Below are 18,296 nucleotides of genomic sequence, written 5' to 3'. Positions count from 1 at the left end.
GCGAGTGACGGGGAGCATGGAGCTCCGAGGGCGGCGGCAATGACGGCGACGACGGTGATCCGGGCAACGCGCGGGCTCTTTTCCCCGCTCAACACCCCGATCCGCGACTGGCAGGGGCGACGGGTGTGGATCGTCGGCGCCTCCACCGGCATCGGCGAGGCGCTGGCGCTGGCGCTGGCCGCGCGCGGCGCCCGCCTGGCGCTGTCGGCGCGCAGTGTGCAGCGGCTGCAGGCGGTGCGCGCGGCCTGCGTCGAGCGTGGGGTGGCGGAGTCCGACTGCGTGATCGAAGCGCTCGACCTCGCCCGCGATGGCGACTTCGCGCGCGCCCAGGGCGCGCTGCTGGCGCGCTGGGGCGGCGTGGACCTGGTGGTGTTCAACGCCGGCACCTATCGCCCGCTGCGGGCCTGGGAGCTGAGCGCCGAGGCCGTGCGCGAGACGGTGGCGCTCAACCTGGTGGGTACGCTGTGCGGCGTCGGTGAGCTGGTGCCCGCGCTGCTGCGCCAGGGCAGCGGGGCGATCGCCCTGGTCGGCAGCGTGGCGGGCTACGGCGGTCTGCCCAAGGCCACCGTCTATGGGCCGACCAAGGCGGCGCTGATCAACCTCGCCGAGACGCTCTACCTGGACCTGTCGCCGCGCGGCATCGACGTCTTCCTGATCGACCCCGGCTTCGTCGCCACCCCGCTCACCGCCGCCAATGACTTCCACATGCCGGCCCTGCAGACGCCGGCGCAGGCCGCGCAGGCCATCGTCGACGGCTTCGCGCGGGGCGACTTCGAGATCCACTTTCCGAAGCGCTTCACCCGCGTGCTCAAGCTCCTGCAGTGGCTGCCGCGGCGCTTCTACTTCCCGCTCGTGCGGCGGGCGACCGGACTATGAGGGTGAAGCACATGGGCCTCGATGGCACGGACCTCGGCGGCACGGGGCCTGGGGCAAGCGCGGCCGAGGCCGTGGCGCGCTTCTACGAGACGCTCGCGCCGCACACGCTGGCCGGGCTCGACGCGCTCTACGCCGCCGACGCGCGCTTCAAGGACCCCTTCAACGAGGTCGTCGGCACGGCGGCGATCCGCCGCATCTTCGCGCACATGTTCGACACCGTGGACGCGCCGCGCTTCGTCGTCACCGAGCGCATCGAGCAGGGCGCGCAGGCCATGCTGGGCTGGGACTTCCACTTCGTGCTGCGCGGCCGGCCGGTGGTGGTCCACGGCGTGACCCACCTGCGCTTCGACGCCGGCGGGCGGGTGGTGCTGCACCGCGATTATTGGGACGCCGCCGAGGAACTGTACGAGAAGCTGCCGCTGCTGGGCACCTTGATGCGCGCACTGCGCAGGCGGCTGTCGGCAGACTGAGGCCTGGCTGCGAGGCGTTTGAGTGCACGTGGCCGGCGCACGGTTCCGGCTGGGCGCCTGCGTTCGGGTGGGCTCCAACGCCCGTGCGCCTTGATGCCGGACAAGCCGCTGAGGCGGCTGCGGCCGTTTGCCGCATCGGGTTCCGGCGCGCCGTCGATGGGTCTATCATCGGGCGCTGATTCACCCGTCACACAGGCAAGCCCATGTCGTTGTCCCCCATGTCGTCCGTCCTCGTCGCGCGCCTGCGCGCGTTCGTCCTCTCCGTGCTTGCCCTTGGCGCGCTCGCAGGCTGCGCGCCGGCCGAGCCGGTGTTCCGCAGCACCGACATCAGCGGCGCCGAGTACGGCAAGAACCTGCGCCTGACAGACCATCACGGCCAGCAACGCACGCTCGCCGACTTCCGCGGCAAGGTCGTCACCATCTTCTTCGGCTACACGCAGTGCCCGGACGTGTGTCCCACGGCGCTGGTCGGCATGAGCGAGGTGATGGGCCTGCTCGGCCCGGACAGCGATCGCGTGCAGGTGATCTTCATCACCGTCGACCCCGAGCGCGACACCCAGGCCCTGCTGGCCGAATACGTGCCGGTGTTCGATGCGCGCTTCCTCGGCCTGCATGGCACGCCCGAACAGATCGCCGCCGTCGCCAAGGACTTCCGCGTCTTCTACCGCAAGAGCGGCGACCTCGAGGGCCACTACACCATCGACCATTCGGCCGGCACCTACGTGTTCGGGCCGGACGGCCGGCTGCGGCTTTACATGAGGCACGGCGAAGCTCCGCAGGTGGTCGCGGCGGACATCAAGGCGCTGCTGGAGGGGAAGTAGGGCGCAGCGCATGCGCCGCCGGCGTGAACGGAAAACGGCAGCGTGTCGCTGCCGTCCTGCAACGTGGCGGGGCGCGTGACGCTCAGGCAACCGCGGCCAGCAGCCCGCGCATCTTCTGCATTGCCTTCGCCTCGATCTGGCGGATGCGCTCGGCCGACACGCCGTATTCGGCCGCCAGCTCGTGCAGCGTGGCGCTGTCGCCTTCGGTCAGCCAGCGGCGTTGCACGATCGCGCGGCTGCGCTCGTCCAGGCTGGAGAGCGCGTTGCGCAGGCCGCTGTCCTGCAGGTGGGCGAGCTCGGCCTGCTCGATGACCTCGGACGGCTCGGCGTGCGGGTCGGGCAGGTAGGAAATCGGGGAAAAGCGCTCGTCCTCGTCGTCGCTGCCGGCGTCGAGCGGGATGTCGCGACCACCGAGGCGGGTTTCCATCTCGACCACCTCTTCCGGTTTGACGTCGAGCTGGGCGGCGATCGCCCGGACCTCGCTTGGGTTCAGCGTGGCGCTGTCCTTCTTCATGCCGCGCAGGTTGAAGAACAGTTTGCGCTGCGCCTTGGTGGTGGCGATCTTCACCAGGCGCCAGTTCTTGAGGATGTATTCGTGGATCTCGGCCTTGATCCAGTGGATCGCGAACGACACCAGCCGCACGCCGCGGCTCGGGTCGAAGCGCTTGACCGCCTTCATCAGGCCGACGTTGCCTTCCTGGATCAGGTCGGCATGCGGCAGGCCGTAGCCGAGATAGCCGCGCGCGATGGCGACGACGACGCGCAGATGCGACATCACCAGTTGCCGTGCGGCATCCACGTCGCCCTCGTCACGCAGCCGCGTCGCCAGTTCCACCTCCTGCTGTTCGCTCAGCATCGGCATGCGATTCACGCTCTGGATGTACTGGTCCAGGCTGCCGGCGGCGGGAACGGGGAAGGTCAGGGCGTTTGACATGGGCTTGGGCTCTCCTTGTGCTGCGATATTAGCACTCGCGGCGTGAGAGTGCTAAGGGGTGGAGGGAGTTCCGGGGTGGGCCTCTTCAGTCCTTTCGGAGGACACCCAGTCCTCGATGCGCAAAGCAGCAATGCGCCTGAACTCGCGCGTATTGTGGGTTACCAGAGTGGCGTCTTCGGCCAGTGCATGGCAGGCGATCCACAGCTCGTTCGCGCCGATCGGTGTGCCTGCCTCCCTGAGGCGGGTGGCCTGTTCCGCGTAATGTCGGCAGATGGCGGGGTCGGCGGGATAGCACACCGGTACCTGGCGCGCCAGGGCGTTCAGCCGCCGCAGCACCTCCGTTCTGCGGGGGCTGCGCTCGGCGCCCTTCAGCAGCTCGGCCCAGGTCACGAAAGACATGCACAGGGTGTCGGTCTCCGGCAGAGCGTCGATGCGCTGCGCGATGCCGGACGGCTGGTTCTTGATCAGGTAGATCAGGATGTTGGTGTCGAGCAGGTAGATCACAGCGCCTCGCGCTCCTGCACCCGCAGCGGCGCTTCCTGCTCGGCCTAGAGCGCGGCGACGAAGTCGTCGTCCACTTCGCCCAGCGCCTTCAGGGCCTGCATCAGGGCGGTGCCACGCTGTACGCGCAAGGGGTGGATCACCAGATCGCCCGCGTCGTTGCGCGTGATGCTGACGCGGTCGGTGTCGAGGCGGAACTCTGCGGGTATGCGCACAGCCTGGCTGTTGCCGTTGTTGAAGATACGGCTGGTCAGCGTTTCCAGCATGCCTCCTCGTGTAATTACGGCAATGTGTGTATTTTAGTCCCTGTAGATAGCACGGCAAACCTTCGCTACCCCTTACGTGGCATGTCACCGGCGCGCAGGAAATTCCCGTGCGGTGTGAACGACGTTGAGCACGATCACCGAGTCATCCGTCACTTTCACGAAGGCAATGTAGGGCAGTCGGCGAACGACGAGTTCGCGTGCGGCCGGGATCCGCGCACTTGCCCGGATACGGTCCGGGAAGACGCGCAAGGCTTCGACTTCGGCAATGATGCGCGACTGGACGGATGCTGCAGTCAAGGGGCCCGCCTCCGCGTGGTAATAGGCGAGAATTTCCTCGAGGTCGTCCAGCGCCTCGTCGGTCCATAGGAGGTTCATGCACGACGATTCCGCGCCGCCACACGTTCGCGCAGCATGGCCATGGCTTCGTCGTGATCATGCAGCTTGGTCTGGCCTGCCTCCAGGCGTTCGAGCGTGGTCGTAAGCTTCTCGAAGAGCCAGCCGTCGTAACCGGGGGTCTTGTCGAGCAGGAATTCGGGCAACAGTGTGTCTGCTGCATCCTCGATCGACACCATGATGCCGACGGGGCGATCGTTCTTGGTGATGACGACCGGCTCCCGGCGCGATGCATCAAGGAATTCGCCGAACCGGTTCTTTGCTTCGCGTGCGGTCATGACTTTCATGATCAGTGTCCTGATTAGTGTTGAGATAGATCCATAGTAGCTACTTTAGGCGGCGCGGCAAGCGTCTGTGCTCGAGGTGGTGTCCTCCGCCGAGATCCTTGTCATCCCCAAGAACGGCAAGCTGTTCGCCGAACTACACCCTCATCGGGGCGTGTGCGCATCGAGCAGGCCTGGCGCGCGGGCGAGCTCGCGGTGAGCGCGATCAGCCTCAGGGAATGCGCGATGCTTGTGGAGAAGGGCCACATTGTCCTGTCGCTTGCGGTCGAGGGCTGGCGAGCAGGCCTGCTCCGCGCGGGGCTGCTCGAGATTCCGCTCGATGGCCGCATTACGCTCGCGGCCGCAGGGTTCGCCGACCTGCATCGCGACCCCGCGGACCGCTTCATCGTCGCCTCTGCAGTCGTGCGCAACGCGACGCTGGTGACGGCGGACGAAAAGCTGTTGGCATGGAAGGCGGACCCGTCGCGGCTCGACGCGCGGCGCTGAACGGGCGTTCTGTTGCACGTCCGCAACAAGAAAGTCTGGAATGTGGTGTTTTCGCGCTATGGCGCTTGCAAGGCTGGCGGCAGGTTTGCAGAATCGCCTCAACTTCTCGCCAGAGAGGTGAGTAGGGCCGAGGCAGGTGCCGCGGTCTCAACTTCAAATTTGAGGAGAAACATATGCAGAAGAAACTGATCGCGCTGGCTGTTGCTGGCCTCGTTTCGGCCCCGGCCTTCGCTCAGTCGAACGTGACCATCTACGGTGTGGCTGACGCTGCCATCGGTATCGGTGAGCACGGCGACAACGACTTCCAGGGCGTGGTTAATGGCGTCCTGTCGGGCAGCCGCATCGGCTTCCGCGGCACCGAAGATCTGGGCAACGGCCTGAAGGCTGTTTTCGTGCTGGAGCAGGGTTTCGACATCGGTAATGGCGTTGCGAGCCCGTCGGTGTCCGCTACCGAGGGTACGAACGCCGGCGACCGTGACTCGGTCTTCTCGCGTCAGGCTTACGTCGGTGTCGGCGGCGCCTTCGGTACCGTCAGCCTCGGCCGTCAGTATGCTCCTGGCTACTTCTTCAACTACGACGCCGTCCTCGGCGCCCTGGTGTCGCCGCAGTCGATCCTGTCGAACGGCGCCGGCATGACCATCACCCCGAACAGCGCTGCGCGCTGGAACAACTCGCTGGCCTACACCGGCAGCTTCTCGGGTCTGACCGTTCGTGGCATCTACTCGGCCAATACGGTTGAAACCAGCATGAACCCGGAAGATGACGACGCCTATGGCCTGAGCCTCGACTATTCCAACGGCCCGCTGAAGGTGGGTGCCGTTTATCAGGTGGTGCAGAAGACCACTGATGACCAGAAGGAATGGGGCCTTGGCGCCAGCTACGACTTCGGCTTCCTGACCGTGGCTGGTTCGTACCAGGACGCTGAGGGCCTCGGCACCACAAACATTGACGGTGACCTGTGGCAAGTTGGTGTGATCGTGCCGGTTGGCGCGGCTGGCAACGTCCATGTCGGCTACGGCGAAGTCGATCTCGACAACAACCGTGGCGCCGAAAGCTGGACCGTGGCTTACACGCACGCCCTGTCGAAGCGCACCACCGCCTACGTTGGCTACAACAGCACCGAGAACGAAAGCGCTACTAAGGCTTATGGCCTTGTCGCGGCTCCGACTGTTGGTAACCTGGGTCAAGATTCCGACCTGTTCGTGGCTGGCATCCGTCACACCTTCTAATCTGTCTCCTCGACAGGTTTGAAGAGAAACGGGCCTTCGGGCCCGTTTCGTCGTTTACTACGTTCTCAACGGACGGGGCATGGTGCCGCTCGATAACTAGGGAAATAGGAAACAGGGGACAGACCCAACTCTTCCCCGCGTTGAGCGGCGACAACGATTCCAGGATGCGTGCGCGGTGTTCCTGGAGAGGCGAGGACTGTCCGAGCCGAGCGCAGCGATGGCGCTCATTTGCGTACCCTCAGCAAAGCACCGCGCAGCGGTGCAGCCTCGGAAGGAGTATCCCGTGCGCGTCCTACCCCGAGGCGCTCGAACGTGGACTCGATCTACTGACGGCCAACGATCGTCGCTACCGCCATGTCGAGCAACTCGGCATCGAGGTGTTCCGGCCATAAGGCATGGCGGTAGCGAAGGGAAGGCCTGTCGTTTGCTAACCGAGGGGCTGCTGGCATCGAGGTGTGGCCTCAGTCCCCCGTTCGTAGCCAACTTTTCACCGTCACCGTGGTCATCCTTCGGCGCGCGCCTACGGCGCAGCCTTTCCGAAACCCGATCCGGAGACGATCCCGATGCAGAAGCTGCTCACCGCCTCGATCCTCGCCCTTGCCGCCACCACCGCGCAGGCCGACCCCGCCGTGATGTTCGGCATCAACTACAATTTCGGCGGCGGTGGCCCGGGCCTGTCCGTCAAGGTGCTGTCGAGCGACCGCGAAGACCGTACCGTGGCCTCGGTGGGGGCGAACTACTACCCGATGATGAACCGTGTCGGCCTCGACCTCGGCGTCGGGCGTACCTTCCAGAACGGTGCGGCGACGGTGGGCTGGGATGTGATCAACAATGCGCCGCAGGCCAGCATCGGCTATGTCGATACCCGGCGCTGAGCGTGTGAAAGGCTGAGCGTGGCGTGATTCGAGATCTTCAGGAGACGGGGCCGGCGCCGGTCGAGGAACTGGCGCAGCTGGCGTTGCGCACGTGCGCGTCGCCCAACCACGATGCGCGCCCGGCCGGCGTGGCCGTGAGCCTGATCGTGGTGCATGCGATCAGCCTGCCACCGGACGAGTTCGGCGGGCCGGGCGTCGAGCAGCTGTTCACCAACACGCTCGACCCCGACGCCCATCCCTATTACGCCACCATCCACCAGCTGCGTGTGTCGGCGCATTACTTCATCCGCCGCGATGGCGAGACGCTGTGTTTCGTCGATCCCGAGCGCCGTGCGTGGCATGCCGGCGTGTCGTGCTGGCAGGGGCGCGAGGTCTGCAACGACTTCTCGATCGGCATCGAGCTGGAGGGCTGTGACACGCAGCCCTTCGAGCCGGCACAGTATGCCGCCCTGGCGCGGTTGATCGATGCCCTGCGGGCGCGTTACCCGATCGCCGACGTGGTCGGGCACTCCGATATCGCCCCCGGGCGCAAGACCGATCCCGGTCCTTTCTTCGACTGGGAGCGGCTCGAAAGCCTGCTTTCCGGCGGCAATGACAGACGGGCAGGCGCGCATTCCCATGTCAAGTTTTGACAAAATGTTTGTCCGCGCATAGAATTCGCCCGGTGTTGCGTTGCAACATTTTTATTAATCACGGTGCGGCGCCGCCCTCCTGAGGGTTGGTGACAGTTTCATGGACGCTCGCACCGCGGGGTCCGTCGTCTGGTTGCGGCGATGGGCTTGAACACCTACTGGCGACCGAGCCTGCTTGCCCGCTGACGTGGCCTATCCGCCGCGCGACGTGCGCGCTGTCCCAACCGGCAGCGTCGATCTGAGCCCCAAGCGGGCGAGGTCATGGCAGCAGCTCAGGCCACAGCACGGAGGACACCATGAAACACGCAACTCGATTCAACGCGCTCGCGCGTCAGGCGGGCGGTGTCGCGCTCAGCGTGGCACATGCAGGGGTTCTTTCACTCGGTCTGATGGGCATGGCCCATGTGGCGACCGATGGCGACTGGACGGGCCTGCAGTTCGAACAAACCTTCTCGCTTGCGGCTCAAGAGCCGACCGCGATCACGCCCACGGCGGCCGAGCTCGCGATGGCGGCGACGGCCAGCGACCGTGTGGTGCCGCCGGTGAGCGCGCTCACCCCGGTCGAGCCGGCACCGCGCATCGTGCACAGCCCGGTGAGGCTCGAGGTCAAGGGCCTGGCCGCGCTGGCGGAGGATCCCTTCGCCCAGGAAGAGGGTGAACTGTCGCTCGAGATGGCCAAGGTGCGTGACTGGATCACCGACACCTATCGCGTCTCCGAGACGGCGATCGTGCCCGCCCTGGCCGCGGCCGAGGCCTCGGCGCAGGAGCTCGGCTTCGACCCGCTGCTGATCGTCGCCATCATGGCCGTCGAGTCCAGCTTCAATCCGCGTGCGGTCAGCAACATGGGTGCACAAGGCCTGATGCAGGTGATCCCGCGTTACCACCAGGACAAGATTGCGCCCCATCGCGGCAAGAACGTGCTGTTCGACCCCGAGGTCAATGTCCGCGTCGGCACGCTGGTGCTGCACGAGGGCTTGCAGCGCTACGGCAGCCTGCAGCGCGCGCTGCAGTACTACAACGGCGCGCTGAAGGACCCGCAGGCACGGTATACGCGCAAGGTCATGGCGCTGAAGAAGCGCCTGATGACGATCGCCGGCCGCGACACCGCGCGCACCAGCCTGGAACAGGCGGGCTGACTCTTGCCGCGCGGCGCGCCCGCGCGCACTTCAGCACACCGGCTCGGCGCCCTGCGCCGCTTCAGGCGCGCAGGGCGCTGATCCGTTCGACCGCCTCGAGCAGGCGTTCCTTGCGCGTCGTGTAGGCGATGCGCAGGTGGCGTCGCGGCAGATGGTGGCCAAAGTCGAGGCCCGGCGTGGCTGCGACGCCCGCTTCCTCGATCAGGCGCCGCGCCAGGGCTTCGGAGTCGTTCGCCAGCGGCGAGACGTCGGCGTAGATGTAGAACGCGCCTTGCGGCTCGGTGGCGATGGTGAAGCCGATGTCGCGCAGGGCCGGCAGCAAGGTGTTGCGCCTTGCCGCGAACTCTGCCCGCCGCGCTTCCAGGATCTCCAGCGTGGCCGGCGCGAAGGCGGCCAGCGCGGCGTGCTGCGCCGGTGAGGAGGGCGAGATGAAGAAGTGCTGCGCCAGCTTCTCGATCTCGCGCACATAGGCGGGCGGGGCCACCAGCCAGCCCAGGCGCCAGCCGGTCATGCCGAAATACTTGGAGAAGCTGTTGACCACGAAGACGTCGTCCGCCGCATTGAGGACGGGATTCGACAGCGCCGTGGCCGCGTCCACGCCATAGCTCAGGCCCTGGTAGATCTCGTCCACCAGCAGCAGCCCGCCGCGCCGGTGGGTGACCTGGTGCAGTGCAGCAATCTCGTCGATATCGAGCAGCGTGCCGGTCGGGTTGGAGGGCGTGGCCACCATCAGCCCGCGGCTGCGTGTGCCCCAGGCGGCGTCGACCTGGGCGGCGGTGGGCTGGTAGCGCGTCTGCGCATCCACCGGCAGCGCGCGAGCCACCCCTTCGTAGGCGCGCACCAGGTGGCGGTTGGAGGGGTAGCCGGGGTCGGGCAACAGCCATTCGTCGCCGGGGTCGGTGGTCGCCGCCAGGGCCAGCATCAGCGCGCCCGAGGCGCCGGCGGTGACGATGATGCGCTCGGGCGCGACCTCGGCATCGAGGTGGTCGTGGTAGAAGCGCGCGATGGCCTCGCGCAGCGCAGGCAGGCCGAGCGCCGGGGTGTAATGCACGTCTCCAGCGGCAATGAAGCGCGTCGCCGCCTCGATGATGGGTTGCGGCGTGGCGAAGTCCGGCTCGCCGACCTCCATGTGGATGATGTCCCGCCCCTGCGCCTCGAGCTCGCGCGCCCGGCGCAGCAGCTCCATGACGTGGAAGGGCTGGATCTCGGTGGCGCGGCGGGAAAGCGTGTGCATGGCGGGCTCCTTGGAGCTTGGCGGCGGTGTGCGCAAGGATACGGGGTTGAAAAGGAAAAGCGCCGACCGGCGGCGCTTTTTCGGTCGGGCGAGGGGCAGGGCTCAGTCGGAGTTGAGCGCCAGTTCGAACAGCTCGCGTTTCAACACGAGCTGACGCGGCAGGCGGTCCTGCAGCTTGTCGAACCACTCCTTGTGCGAATTGAGCTCGGTGCGCCAGGCGTCGGCGTCGACCTTGGTCAGGGCCTCGAACGCCTCGCGGCTGATGTCGGCGCCGGTCCAGTCCAGATCCTCGAAGCGCGGCATCCAGCCGAGTGCCGTCTCCTTGGCCTGGACCTTGCCCTGGCAGCGTTCGACGATCCACTTCAGCACGCGCATATTCTCGCCGAAGCCGGGCCACATGAATTCGCCCTTGTCGTTCATGCGGAACCAGTTCACGCAGAAGATCTTGGGCGTGTCCTCGACGACGTGGCCCATGCGCAGCCAGTGGTTGAAGTAGTCGCCCATGTGGTAGCCGCAGAAGGGCAGCATCGCGAAGGGGTCGCGGCGCACCACGCCCTGCGCGCCGAAGGCGGCGGCGGTGGTCTCGGAACCGAGCGTCGAGGCCATGTACACGCCGAAGTTCCAGTTGAAGGCCTGGTACACCAGCGGCACGGTGGTGGCGCGGCGGCCGCCGAAGATGAAGGCCGAGATCGGCACGCCGGCGGGGTCTTCCCAGGCCGGGTCGATCGATGGGCACTGGCTGGCCGGAGCGGTGAAGCGCGCGTTGGGGTGGGCGGCCTTGCGCCCGGTCTCGGCGGCGATCTCGGGCGTCCAGTCCTTGCCCTGCCAGTCGACCAGGTGGGACGGGGCCTGCTTGCTCATGCCTTCCCACCACACGTCGCCGTCGTCGGTGAGCGCCACGTTGGTGAAGATGATGTTTTCCTTCAACGTCGCCATGGCGTTGAAGTTGGTCTTCTCGGAGGTGCCGGGGGCGACGCCGAAGTAGCCGTGCTCGGGGTTGATGGCGCGGAACTTGCCGTCGGGGCCGGGCTTGATCCAGGCGATGTCGTCGCCGACCGTGGTGATCTTCCAGCCGTCGAAGCTCTTCGGCGGGATCAGCATGGCGAAGTTGGTCTTGCCGCAGGCCGACGGGAAGGCGGCGGCGACGTAGGTCTTCTCGCCCTGTGGCGATTCGACGCCGAGGATCAGCATGTGCTCGGCCAGCCAGCCTTCGTCACGCGCCATGGTGGAGGCGATGCGCAGCGCGAAGCACTTCTTGCCGAGCAGGGCGTTGCCGCCGTAGCCCGAGCCGTAGGACCAGATCTCGCGCGTCTCGGGGTAATGCACGATGTACTTGGTGGTCGGGTTGCACGGCCAGCGGCTGTCCTTCTCGCCGTGGGCGAGCGGGGCGCCGACGGTGTGCACGCAGGGCACGAACTCGCCGTCGCTGCCGAGCACCTCGATCGCGCCACGGCCCATGCGCGTCATCGTGCGCATGTTGGTGACGACGTAGGGGCTGTCCGAGATCTCGACGCCGATGTGGGCGATCGGGCTGCCGAGCGGGCCCATCGAGAACGGGATCACGTACATGGTGCGGCCGTGCATCGAGGCCTTGAACAGGCCGTTGAGCGTCTCGCGCATCACGGCCGGGTCTTCCCAGTTGTTGGTCGGGCCGGCGTCGGCCTTGTCCTGCGAGCAGATGAAGGTGCGGTCCTCGACGCGGGCGACGTCGGAGGGGTCGGACCAGGCCAGGTAGGAGTTCTTGCGCTTTTCCGGGTTGAGCTTGATCAGCATGCCGGACTCGACCATCTCGGCGCACAGGCGGTCGTACTCTTCCTGCGAGCCGTCGCACCAGACCACGCGGTCGGGCTCGGTCAGCGCAGCGATTTCGCCGACCCACTTCTTGAGGCCTTCGTGGCGGACGTAGTCAGGGGCGGCCGCAATGGCCGCCTGGGCGTGGTTCTGAGACATGTGTACAGCTCTCCCGTGCTGTGATGCGAAACCATCCCCGTCGGTCGGCCATCGCGATGCAGGGTGCTGCCTGGCCGGCGGGCTGCGAAAGCTCATAATTATGCCATGGCCGGCTGCTTCCGATCAGGGCCTGGGTGTCTATCATGAAGATTGACGGGGCGAATATACGTATTTTTCACATCGCAGTTTTTGTTTTCGCAATGCGGTAAAGTCACGTTTCGCGGTATGCTCTCGGGCGCCGAGGCGCCATGGCCGGCGCACGAGGGCAACATCATTACCAGACGAGAGGGGAAGACAAGAATGGACGAACTGATCCGCGCGGCTGCGCTCGACTATCACCGCTATCCGCGCCCGGGCAAGATCTCGGTCACGCCCACCAAGGTGCTGTCCAACCAGCGCGACCTGTCGCTCGCCTACTCGCCGGGCGTGGCCGCGGCCTGCGACGCCATCGTCGAGGATCCGGCGCAGGCGGCCGAGCTCACCGCGCGCTCGAACCTGATCGGCGTGGTCACCAACGGCACCGCGGTGCTCGGCCTGGGCAACATCGGCCCGCTCGCCGCCAAGCCGGTGATGGAAGGCAAGGGCGTGCTGTTCAAGAAGTTCGCCGGCATCGACGTCTTCGACCTCGAGATCGACGAGCCCGACGCCGACAAGCTGATCGACATGATCGCCGCGCTCGAGCCCACCTTTGGCGGCATCAACCTCGAGGACATCAAGGCCCCCGAGTGCTTCTACATCGAGCAGAAGCTGCGCGAGCGCATGAAGATCCCGGTCTTCCACGACGACCAGCACGGCACCGCCATCGTGGTCGGCGCCGCACTGCTCAACGGCCTGCACCTGCAGGGCAAGGCGCTGGACAAGGTCAAGCTGGTGACCTCGGGCGCGGGTGCTGCGGCGCTGGCCTGCCTGGGCTTGCTGGTCAAGCTCGGCATTCCGGTCGAGAACATCTGGGTCACCGACATCGAGGGCGTGGTCTATGAGGGCCGCACTGCGTTGATGGATCCGATCAAGGCGCGCTATGCCAAGAAGACCGATGCACGCAAGCTCGCCGAGATCATCGAGGGGGCGGACGTGTTCCTGGGGCTGTCGGCCGGCGGCGTGCTCAAGCCCGAGATGGTCGCGAAGATGGCGCCCAACCCGATGATCCTCGCGCTTGCCAACCCCACGCCCGAGATCCTGCCCGAGGAAGTGAAGAAGGTACGCAGCGACGCCATCATCGCCACCGGCCGTTCGGACTATCCGAACCAGGTCAATAACGTGCTGTGCTTCCCCTTCATCTTCCGCGGTGCGCTCGACGTCGGCGCGACCACGATCACCGACGAGATGCAGCTCGCCGCGGTGAAGGCGATCGCCGAGCTCGCACGCGTCGAGCAGAGCGACATCGTCGCCGCCGCCTACGGTGAGAAGGTCGGCGGCTTCGGTCCCGAATACATCATCCCGCGCCCCTTCGACCCGCGCCTGATCGTCAAGATCGCGCCCGCGGTGGCCGAGGCGGGCATGAGCTCGGGCGTGGCCACGCGCCCGATCACCGACTGGGACGCCTACCGCGGCCAGCTCAACAACTTCGTGTGGCATTCCGGCCTGATCATGAAGCCGGTGTTCGCCGCGGCGAAGATGGCGCCCAAGCGCATCATCTTCTCCGAGGGCGAATCCGAGAAGGTGTTGCGCGCGGTGCAGCAGGTGGTGGACGAGGGCCTGGCGCGTCCGATCCTGATCGGCCGCCCCGACATCGTGAAGGGCAATATCGAACGCTTCGGCCTGCGCATGGCGGCCGAGCGCGACTACGAGCTGGTGAACCCGGACTCGGATCCGCGCTTCAACGAGCTGTGGCAGCACTATCACGCCCTGATGGAGCGCCGCGGCGTGTCAGTCGAGTACGCGAAGAAGGAAGTGCGCCGCCGCACCACGCTGATCGGCACGCTGCTGCTCAAGTTCGGCTACGGCGACGGCCTCATCTGCGGCACTTACGGCATGCACCGGCTGCATCGCGAATTCGTCGAGACCGTGCTCGGCCGCGCCGAGGGCGTCGACAACCTGTACACGGTGAACCTGTTGAACCTGCCCGGGCGTACGCTGTTCCTTGCCGATACCTACGTGAATTACGACCCGACGCCGGTGCAGATCGTGGAGATGACGCTGCTGGCGGCCGAGGAGATGAAGCGCTTCGGCATCGAGCCGCGCGTCGCGCTGCTGTCGCATTCGTCCTTCGGTTCGGCCGATTCGCCGACCGCCGACAAGATGCGCACCGCGCTGCGCATGCTGCACGAGCAGCACCCGGAGCTGGCCGTCGAGGGCGAGATGCACGGCGATTCTGCGCTCGACGCCAAGCACCGCCTGCAGATCTTCCCCAACGCCAAGATGCGCGAGGACGCCAACCTGCTGATCTTCCCGACGCTGGACGCGGCCAACATCGCCTTCAACCTGCTCAAGAACGCGGCGGGCGAGGGCATGACAGTGGGCCCGATCCTGCTCGGTGCGGCCAAGCCGGTGCACATCCTGACGCCCTCGGCCACCGTGCGCCGCATCATCAACATGACCGCGCTCACCGTGGTCGAGGCCGGGCAGGCGGGCTCGGCCGGCTGAGCATCGCCCAGGCCCTTGCCTGCCGGTCACGTCCTGCCCCATGCTGGTGGCAGGACGTGACCGGGGGCAGGGCGGATGGCGATGCATGAGGGGCGGGCGGCGCTGGTGCTGACCGGTGGCGGCGCGCGTGCCGCCTACCAGGTGGGCGTGCTCAGTGCCATCCGCGAACTGCGTGGCGCGCGTGCCGGCAATCCCTTTCCCATCCTGTGCGGGACCTCGGCCGGCGCCATCAATGCCGCCGCACTCGCCTCGCACGTCGTCGATTTCAATCGCGCGGTCAAGCACATCGAGCGCATCTGGCGCAACCTGCACGTCGATCAGGTGTATCGGGTCGATGCGCCGGCCTTGCTGGGCAGCGGACTGCATTGGGGCTCGGCGCTGTTCGGGGGCTGGCTGCTGCGGCAGACCCCGCGCTCGCTGCTCGACAATGCGCCGCTGCGGGTGCTGCTCGAGCGCGTGCTCGACTTCCACGCCATCGATCAGTCCATCAAGCGCGGCGAGCTGTATGCGCTCAGCGTCACTGCGTCGGGCTATTCGAGCGGCGAGAGCCTGGCCTTCTTCCAGGGCTCGCTCGACATCCATCCGTGGCGACGCGAGCAGCGCATGGGCGTGCGCACCCAGTTGCAGCTCGAGCACCTGATGGCGAGCAGCGCGCTGCCCTTCGTGTTTCCGGCGGTCAAGATCCATCGCGAGTACTTCGGCGACGGCTCGATGCGCCAGCTCGCGCCGGTGAGCCCGGCCATCCATCTCGGCGCCGAGCGCATCCTGGTGATCGGCGCCGGGCGCACCGCCGAAGAAGGGCGCCAGCGCGCCGAACGCTACCCTTCGCCGGCGCAGATTGCCGGTCATGCGCTGTCGAGCATCTTCCTCGACACCCTCGCAGTCGATCTCGAGCGCCTGGCGCGCATCAACGACACCCTCGGCCTTCTCGACCCGGCGCAGCGCCGGGCGGCGGGCATGCCCTTGCGCCAGATCGAGACCCTGGTGATCCAGCCTTCGCAACGTCTCGACACGATTGCCGGGCGCCATGGCGGCAGCCTGCCTCGCCTGCTGCGCACCGTGCTGCGCGGACTGGGCACGATGCGGCGCGAGGGCTCGACCCTGCTGTCCTACCTGCTGTTCGAGCCGGGATTCACGCGCGCGCTGATCGAGCTCGGCTACCACGACGCGATGGCGCGCAGGGCGGAATTGAAGGCCTTCCTGCGCATCGTCTGAGGTCGGGCGTGAGAATTTCCGTGGTGAGGACGGGCGGCGCCGCGCACGATATGGGAAAATGCCACAGAAGATTTCGAAACTACTTGAAATCCATTTTGTATCTGCTTATTTTTAAATCAAAACGCCAGTCCGTTCGTCGCAACTTTCGAGCTTGCCGCCCATCATGAAGCCCAGAATCCTCGTTGCCACCCTTGCCGCGCTGTTCGCGCTGCAGGCGGGGGGCGTCGGCGCCGCACCCAGCAAACCACAAACCACCACCAAGGCGGCGGCAACGAAGCCCGCAGCGACGGCCAAGGCGAGCACCGCGACGAAGCCGAAGGCGGCGGTCAAGCCCAGGGCCGCGGCCAAGCCGGCGCCGAAGAAGGCGACTGCAAACAAGGCTGTCGCCAAGAAGGCCGTGGCCAAGCAGATGAAGGTCAATCTGCGCAAGCCGGGCGCGGCCGCGGCGGCCGCAGCGCCTGCCGCCGCGCTGGGCGAGGAGCAGGACAGCCCGCTCACCCTCGATGCAAACGGTCTCCCGGTGCTCGGCTCGAGCGCCTTCTACGTGATCAACCAGAACACCGGCGAGGTGCTGCTCGAGCGCAATGCCGCCACGGTGCTGCCGATCGCCTCGATCACCAAGCTGATGACCGCGATCGTGGTGCTCGAGGCCGGGCAGAGCCTGAGCGAGCCGCTCACCATCACCGAGGGCGATATCGACCGCCTGAAGGGCACGGGGTCGCGTCTTGGGCTGGGTACCACGCTGACGCGCGAGCAGATGCTGCACCTGGCGCTGATGTCGTCGGAAAACCGCGCCGCCTCCGCGCTCGGGCGCAACTACCCCGGCGGCGAGCAGGCCTTCGTGTCGGCGATGAACGTCAAGGCGAGGCTGCTCGGGCTGTGGAACACGCGCTTCCACGACAGCACCGGCCTCAACCCGGCCAACGTCTCCAGCCCGCAGGATCTGGCCAAGCTCGTCGCGGCGTCGGCGTCCTACCCGCTGATCCGCGAATTCTCGACCTCGCATGAGCGCTATGTGGATGTGCGCGGGCGCTCGCTGCGTTTCGGCAACACCAATGGCCTGGTGCGCAGTCCGGAGTGGGCGATCAGCGTGTCAAAAACGGGTTACATCTCCGAGGCCGGGCGCTGCCTGGTCATGCAGACCTGGCTGCACCAGCAGCCGGTGGTGATGGTGCTGATGGATTCGAGCGGCCGCTATACCCGCACGGCCGACGCCAAGCGCGTGCGCAAGTGGCTCGAGCAGAGTACGGCCCAGCGCGTGGCGATCGCGCCGCAACGCGCCGGCGGCTGAGGCGGCCAGCGCGTCAGGCTTCCTTGCGCGCCGGCAGGTAGCCGAGCGCGCGCGAGATTTCCTCGGCGGTGTCGCGCACCAGCGGCGCCCAGTCGGGGTTGAAGCGCTCGGAAGGCGTCGACAGCGACAGTCCGGCGATCAGCTCGCCGCTGTCGTCGTGGATGCCCGCGGCGATGCAGCGCACGCCGGCTTCGACCTCGTCGAGGTCGAAGGCCACGCCGTGGCGGCGTACGCGGTCGAGCTCCTTCTCCAGCGCCGGCAGGGTCGTGATCGAGGCCGAGGTGGACGGAGGCAGGCCGGTGCGGCGGGCATAGTCGCGAATGCGCTCAAGGCCGTCCTCGACGAGAAAGAGCTTGCCGGTCGCGGTCGTGTGCAGGGGCGCGCGCGCGCCGACGATATGCACCACGCGCACCGAGGAACGTCCGCTCGAGGTGCGTTCGACATAGACGATCTCGTCGCCTGCCCGCACCCCCAGGTTGACGCTCTCGCCGGTGGTGGCGTGAAGCTTCAGCATGTAGGGCATGGCCGTCTCGCGCAGCGAGATGCGCGACTTCACCAGGCTGCCCAGTTCGAGCAGACGGATGCCGAGGCGATAGACGCCGGCCTCGGAGCGTTCGACGAAGCCGGTGTGCGTCATGGCGGCCAGGATGCGGTGCGCGGTCGACGGGTGCAGCCCGGTCTCCAGTGCGAGCTGCTTGAGCGGCACGGGATCGGCGTGCTGGGCGAGCACGTCGAGCAGCTTCATCATGCGCTCGATGACCTGGATCGAGGCTTTGCCATCCGGGGCGGCGGCAGGATCGGACTTGGTGGCGGACACGGCGGGACTCGGTAAAACGATGGACGACTCGGAATGCTGCGGAGCAGGCCGTGGAGGCGGTGGTGTGCCCCTTCTGCGGGGTCGGCCTGCACGACGGGAGAATGGTAACCGGGCGGGATGATTTCGCCTAGTGAAATACCGTGCCGTGTGGTGACGGGCCCACTTCGAATATATACTTTCGCCGAAACACAGCGGCTTCCTGCCGGATCTGGCCTGTCCAGGCGTATTTGCGCACCTTTCCCGCTCGGCGCCGGACCCGCCGCCTGTTACCCTCGCATCCCTTTTTCTCTCCTTCCCCGCCGG

The 18,296-nt window shown here is 66.8% G+C and carries 19 protein-coding genes; 11 read left to right on the top strand and 8 right to left on the bottom strand.

The features are described 5' to 3' along the window. Positions 1-39: 39 nt before the first annotated feature. From PLC66_RS03285 to PLC66_RS03275, 3 genes are all read left to right on the top strand, one after another. Entirely contained in the window at positions 40-876 is an 837-nt protein-coding gene (locus PLC66_RS03285) for an SDR family NAD(P)-dependent oxidoreductase (protein ID WP_324537820.1), read from the top strand. Continuing rightward, entirely contained in the window at positions 873-1,346 is a 474-nt protein-coding gene (locus tag PLC66_RS03280) for a nuclear transport factor 2 family protein (protein ID WP_503012170.1), read from the top strand. Before PLC66_RS03285 ends, PLC66_RS03280 begins: the two co-directional genes overlap by 4 nt. A 218-nt stretch (positions 1,347-1,564) precedes the next feature. Then, positions 1,565-2,167: an SCO family protein gene (locus tag PLC66_RS03275; RefSeq protein ID WP_503012174.1), complete on the top strand. Its 603-nt coding sequence runs from the start codon at positions 1,565-1,567 to the stop codon at positions 2,165-2,167. An 82-nt stretch (positions 2,168-2,249) separates the two neighbouring features. Here the strand turns inward: PLC66_RS03275 and rpoH are convergent, their stop codons facing one another. The 5 genes from rpoH to PLC66_RS03250 all read right to left on the bottom strand — a co-directional run bounded on the left by rpoH (position 2,250) and on the right by PLC66_RS03250 (position 4,548). Beyond that, positions 2,250-3,101: an RNA polymerase sigma factor RpoH gene (gene rpoH, locus PLC66_RS03270; protein ID WP_324537818.1), complete on the bottom strand. Its 852-nt coding sequence runs from the start codon at positions 3,099-3,101 to the stop codon at positions 2,250-2,252. Positions 3,102-3,152: 51 nt separating this feature from the next. Further along, positions 3,153-3,605 (bottom strand): type II toxin-antitoxin system VapC family toxin, encoded by a 453-nt coding sequence (locus PLC66_RS03265; RefSeq protein WP_324537817.1) that lies wholly within the window; start codon positions 3,603-3,605, stop codon positions 3,153-3,155. A gap of 44 nt (positions 3,606-3,649) precedes the next feature. After that, positions 3,650-3,868 (bottom strand): antitoxin, encoded by a 219-nt coding sequence (locus tag PLC66_RS03260; RefSeq protein ID WP_324537816.1) that lies wholly within the window; start codon positions 3,866-3,868, stop codon positions 3,650-3,652. A gap of 84 nt (positions 3,869-3,952) precedes the next feature. After that, positions 3,953-4,243 carry a type II toxin-antitoxin system RelE/ParE family toxin gene (locus PLC66_RS03255; protein WP_324537815.1) on the bottom strand — a complete coding sequence of 97 codons (291 nt, stop codon included), beginning with the start codon at positions 4,241-4,243 and terminating at the stop codon, positions 3,953-3,955. Beyond that, complete coding sequence (locus tag PLC66_RS03250; protein ID WP_324537814.1) at positions 4,240-4,548, bottom strand: type II toxin-antitoxin system Phd/YefM family antitoxin; 309 nt, start codon at positions 4,546-4,548, stop codon at positions 4,240-4,242. The genes PLC66_RS03255 and PLC66_RS03250 overlap by 4 nt, the downstream gene beginning before the upstream one ends. A gap of 153 nt (positions 4,549-4,701) precedes the next feature. Here PLC66_RS03250 and PLC66_RS03245 point away from each other — a divergent pair, with 153 nt between their 5' ends. The 5 genes from PLC66_RS03245 to PLC66_RS03225 all read left to right on the top strand — a co-directional run bounded on the left by PLC66_RS03245 (position 4,702) and on the right by PLC66_RS03225 (position 8,903). Beyond that, positions 4,702-5,031, top strand: a complete 330-nt coding sequence (locus tag PLC66_RS03245) for a type II toxin-antitoxin system VapC family toxin (protein ID WP_324537813.1) — start codon at positions 4,702-4,704, stop codon at positions 5,029-5,031. Between the two features lie 173 nt (positions 5,032-5,204). After that, positions 5,205-6,260 (top strand): porin, encoded by a 1,056-nt coding sequence (locus tag PLC66_RS03240; protein WP_324537812.1) that lies wholly within the window; start codon positions 5,205-5,207, stop codon positions 6,258-6,260. 563 nt (positions 6,261-6,823) lie between these two features. After that, positions 6,824-7,135 (top strand): hypothetical protein, encoded by a 312-nt coding sequence (locus tag PLC66_RS03235; RefSeq protein WP_324537811.1) that lies wholly within the window; start codon positions 6,824-6,826, stop codon positions 7,133-7,135. A 77-nt stretch (positions 7,136-7,212) separates the two neighbouring features. Continuing rightward, a complete protein-coding gene (gene ampD, locus PLC66_RS03230) occupies positions 7,213-7,767 on the top strand; it encodes a 1,6-anhydro-N-acetylmuramyl-L-alanine amidase AmpD (protein ID WP_324537859.1) in 555 nt (184 codons plus the stop codon). Between the two features lie 296 nt (positions 7,768-8,063). Beyond that, positions 8,064-8,903, top strand: a complete 840-nt coding sequence (locus PLC66_RS03225) for a transglycosylase SLT domain-containing protein (protein ID WP_324537810.1) — start codon at positions 8,064-8,066, stop codon at positions 8,901-8,903. A gap of 61 nt (positions 8,904-8,964) precedes the next feature. Here PLC66_RS03225 and PLC66_RS03220 read toward each other — a convergent pair whose 3' ends face one another. Both PLC66_RS03220 and PLC66_RS03215 read right to left on the bottom strand, forming a co-directional pair. After that, the gene (locus PLC66_RS03220) at positions 8,965-10,137 is read right to left on the bottom strand and encodes a pyridoxal phosphate-dependent aminotransferase (protein ID WP_324537809.1); all 1,173 of its coding nucleotides are present in this window, start codon (positions 10,135-10,137) and stop codon (positions 8,965-8,967) included. A 102-nt stretch (positions 10,138-10,239) separates the two neighbouring features. Continuing rightward, a complete protein-coding gene (locus PLC66_RS03215; protein ID WP_324537808.1) occupies positions 10,240-12,087 on the bottom strand; it encodes a phosphoenolpyruvate carboxykinase (GTP) in 1,848 nt (615 codons plus the stop codon). A 300-nt stretch (positions 12,088-12,387) separates the two neighbouring features. On the opposite strand from PLC66_RS03215, the gene PLC66_RS03210 reads away from it, so the two are divergent. The 3 genes from PLC66_RS03210 (at position 12,388) to PLC66_RS03200 (ending at position 17,176) form a co-directional block, all read left to right on the top strand. Continuing rightward, the gene (locus tag PLC66_RS03210) at positions 12,388-14,670 is read left to right on the top strand and encodes an NADP-dependent malic enzyme (RefSeq protein ID WP_324537807.1); all 2,283 of its coding nucleotides are present in this window, start codon (positions 12,388-12,390) and stop codon (positions 14,668-14,670) included. A 75-nt stretch (positions 14,671-14,745) separates the two neighbouring features. Continuing rightward, complete coding sequence (locus PLC66_RS03205) at positions 14,746-15,885, top strand: patatin-like phospholipase family protein (RefSeq protein WP_324537806.1); 1,140 nt, start codon at positions 14,746-14,748, stop codon at positions 15,883-15,885. A 163-nt stretch (positions 15,886-16,048) separates the two neighbouring features. Further along, positions 16,049-17,176: a serine hydrolase gene (locus PLC66_RS03200; protein ID WP_324537805.1), complete on the top strand. Its 1,128-nt coding sequence runs from the start codon at positions 16,049-16,051 to the stop codon at positions 17,174-17,176. Between the two features lie 13 nt (positions 17,177-17,189). On the opposite strand, the gene PLC66_RS03195 is transcribed toward PLC66_RS03200, so the two are convergent. After that, the gene (locus tag PLC66_RS03195; protein WP_324537804.1) at positions 17,190-17,993 is read right to left on the bottom strand and encodes an IclR family transcriptional regulator; all 804 of its coding nucleotides are present in this window, start codon (positions 17,991-17,993) and stop codon (positions 17,190-17,192) included. Positions 17,994-18,296 lie beyond the last annotated feature (303 nt).

The organism is Thauera sp., assembly GCF_035444905.1.
Classification (GTDB): domain Bacteria; phylum Pseudomonadota; class Gammaproteobacteria; order Burkholderiales; family Rhodocyclaceae; genus Thauera.
This window is presented reverse-complemented; position numbering and strand designations above follow the sequence as displayed.

Bases quoted from the DNA above. Each gene is read 5' to 3' on its own strand.
- PLC66_RS03285 (WP_324537820.1), top strand. From the start codon at position 40: ATGACGGCGACGACGGTGATCCGGGCAACGCGCGGGCTCTTTTCCCCG.
- PLC66_RS03280 (WP_503012170.1), top strand. From the start codon at position 873: ATGAGGGTGAAGCACATGGGCCTCGATGGCACGGACCTCGGCGGCACG.
- PLC66_RS03275 (WP_503012174.1), top strand. From the start codon at position 1,565: ATGTCGTCCGTCCTCGTCGCGCGCCTGCGCGCGTTCGTCCTCTCCGTG.
- rpoH (WP_324537818.1), bottom strand. From the start codon at position 3,101: ATGTCAAACGCCCTGACCTTCCCCGTTCCCGCCGCCGGCAGCCTGGAC.
- PLC66_RS03260 (WP_324537816.1), bottom strand. From the start codon at position 3,868: ATGCTGGAAACGCTGACCAGCCGTATCTTCAACAACGGCAACAGCCAG.
- PLC66_RS03255 (WP_324537815.1), bottom strand. From the start codon at position 4,243: ATGAACCTCCTATGGACCGACGAGGCGCTGGACGACCTCGAGGAAATT.
- PLC66_RS03250 (WP_324537814.1), bottom strand. From the start codon at position 4,548: ATGAAAGTCATGACCGCACGCGAAGCAAAGAACCGGTTCGGCGAATTC.
- PLC66_RS03240 (WP_324537812.1), top strand. From the start codon at position 5,205: ATGCAGAAGAAACTGATCGCGCTGGCTGTTGCTGGCCTCGTTTCGGCC.
- PLC66_RS03235 (WP_324537811.1), top strand. From the start codon at position 6,824: ATGCAGAAGCTGCTCACCGCCTCGATCCTCGCCCTTGCCGCCACCACC.
- PLC66_RS03225 (WP_324537810.1), top strand. From the start codon at position 8,064: ATGAAACACGCAACTCGATTCAACGCGCTCGCGCGTCAGGCGGGCGGT.
- PLC66_RS03220 (WP_324537809.1), bottom strand. From the start codon at position 10,137: ATGCACACGCTTTCCCGCCGCGCCACCGAGATCCAGCCCTTCCACGTC.
- PLC66_RS03215 (WP_324537808.1), bottom strand. From the start codon at position 12,087: ATGTCTCAGAACCACGCCCAGGCGGCCATTGCGGCCGCCCCTGACTAC.
- PLC66_RS03210 (WP_324537807.1), top strand. From the start codon at position 12,388: ATGGACGAACTGATCCGCGCGGCTGCGCTCGACTATCACCGCTATCCG.
- PLC66_RS03205 (WP_324537806.1), top strand. From the start codon at position 14,746: ATGGCGATGCATGAGGGGCGGGCGGCGCTGGTGCTGACCGGTGGCGGC.
- PLC66_RS03200 (WP_324537805.1), top strand. From the start codon at position 16,049: ATGAAGCCCAGAATCCTCGTTGCCACCCTTGCCGCGCTGTTCGCGCTG.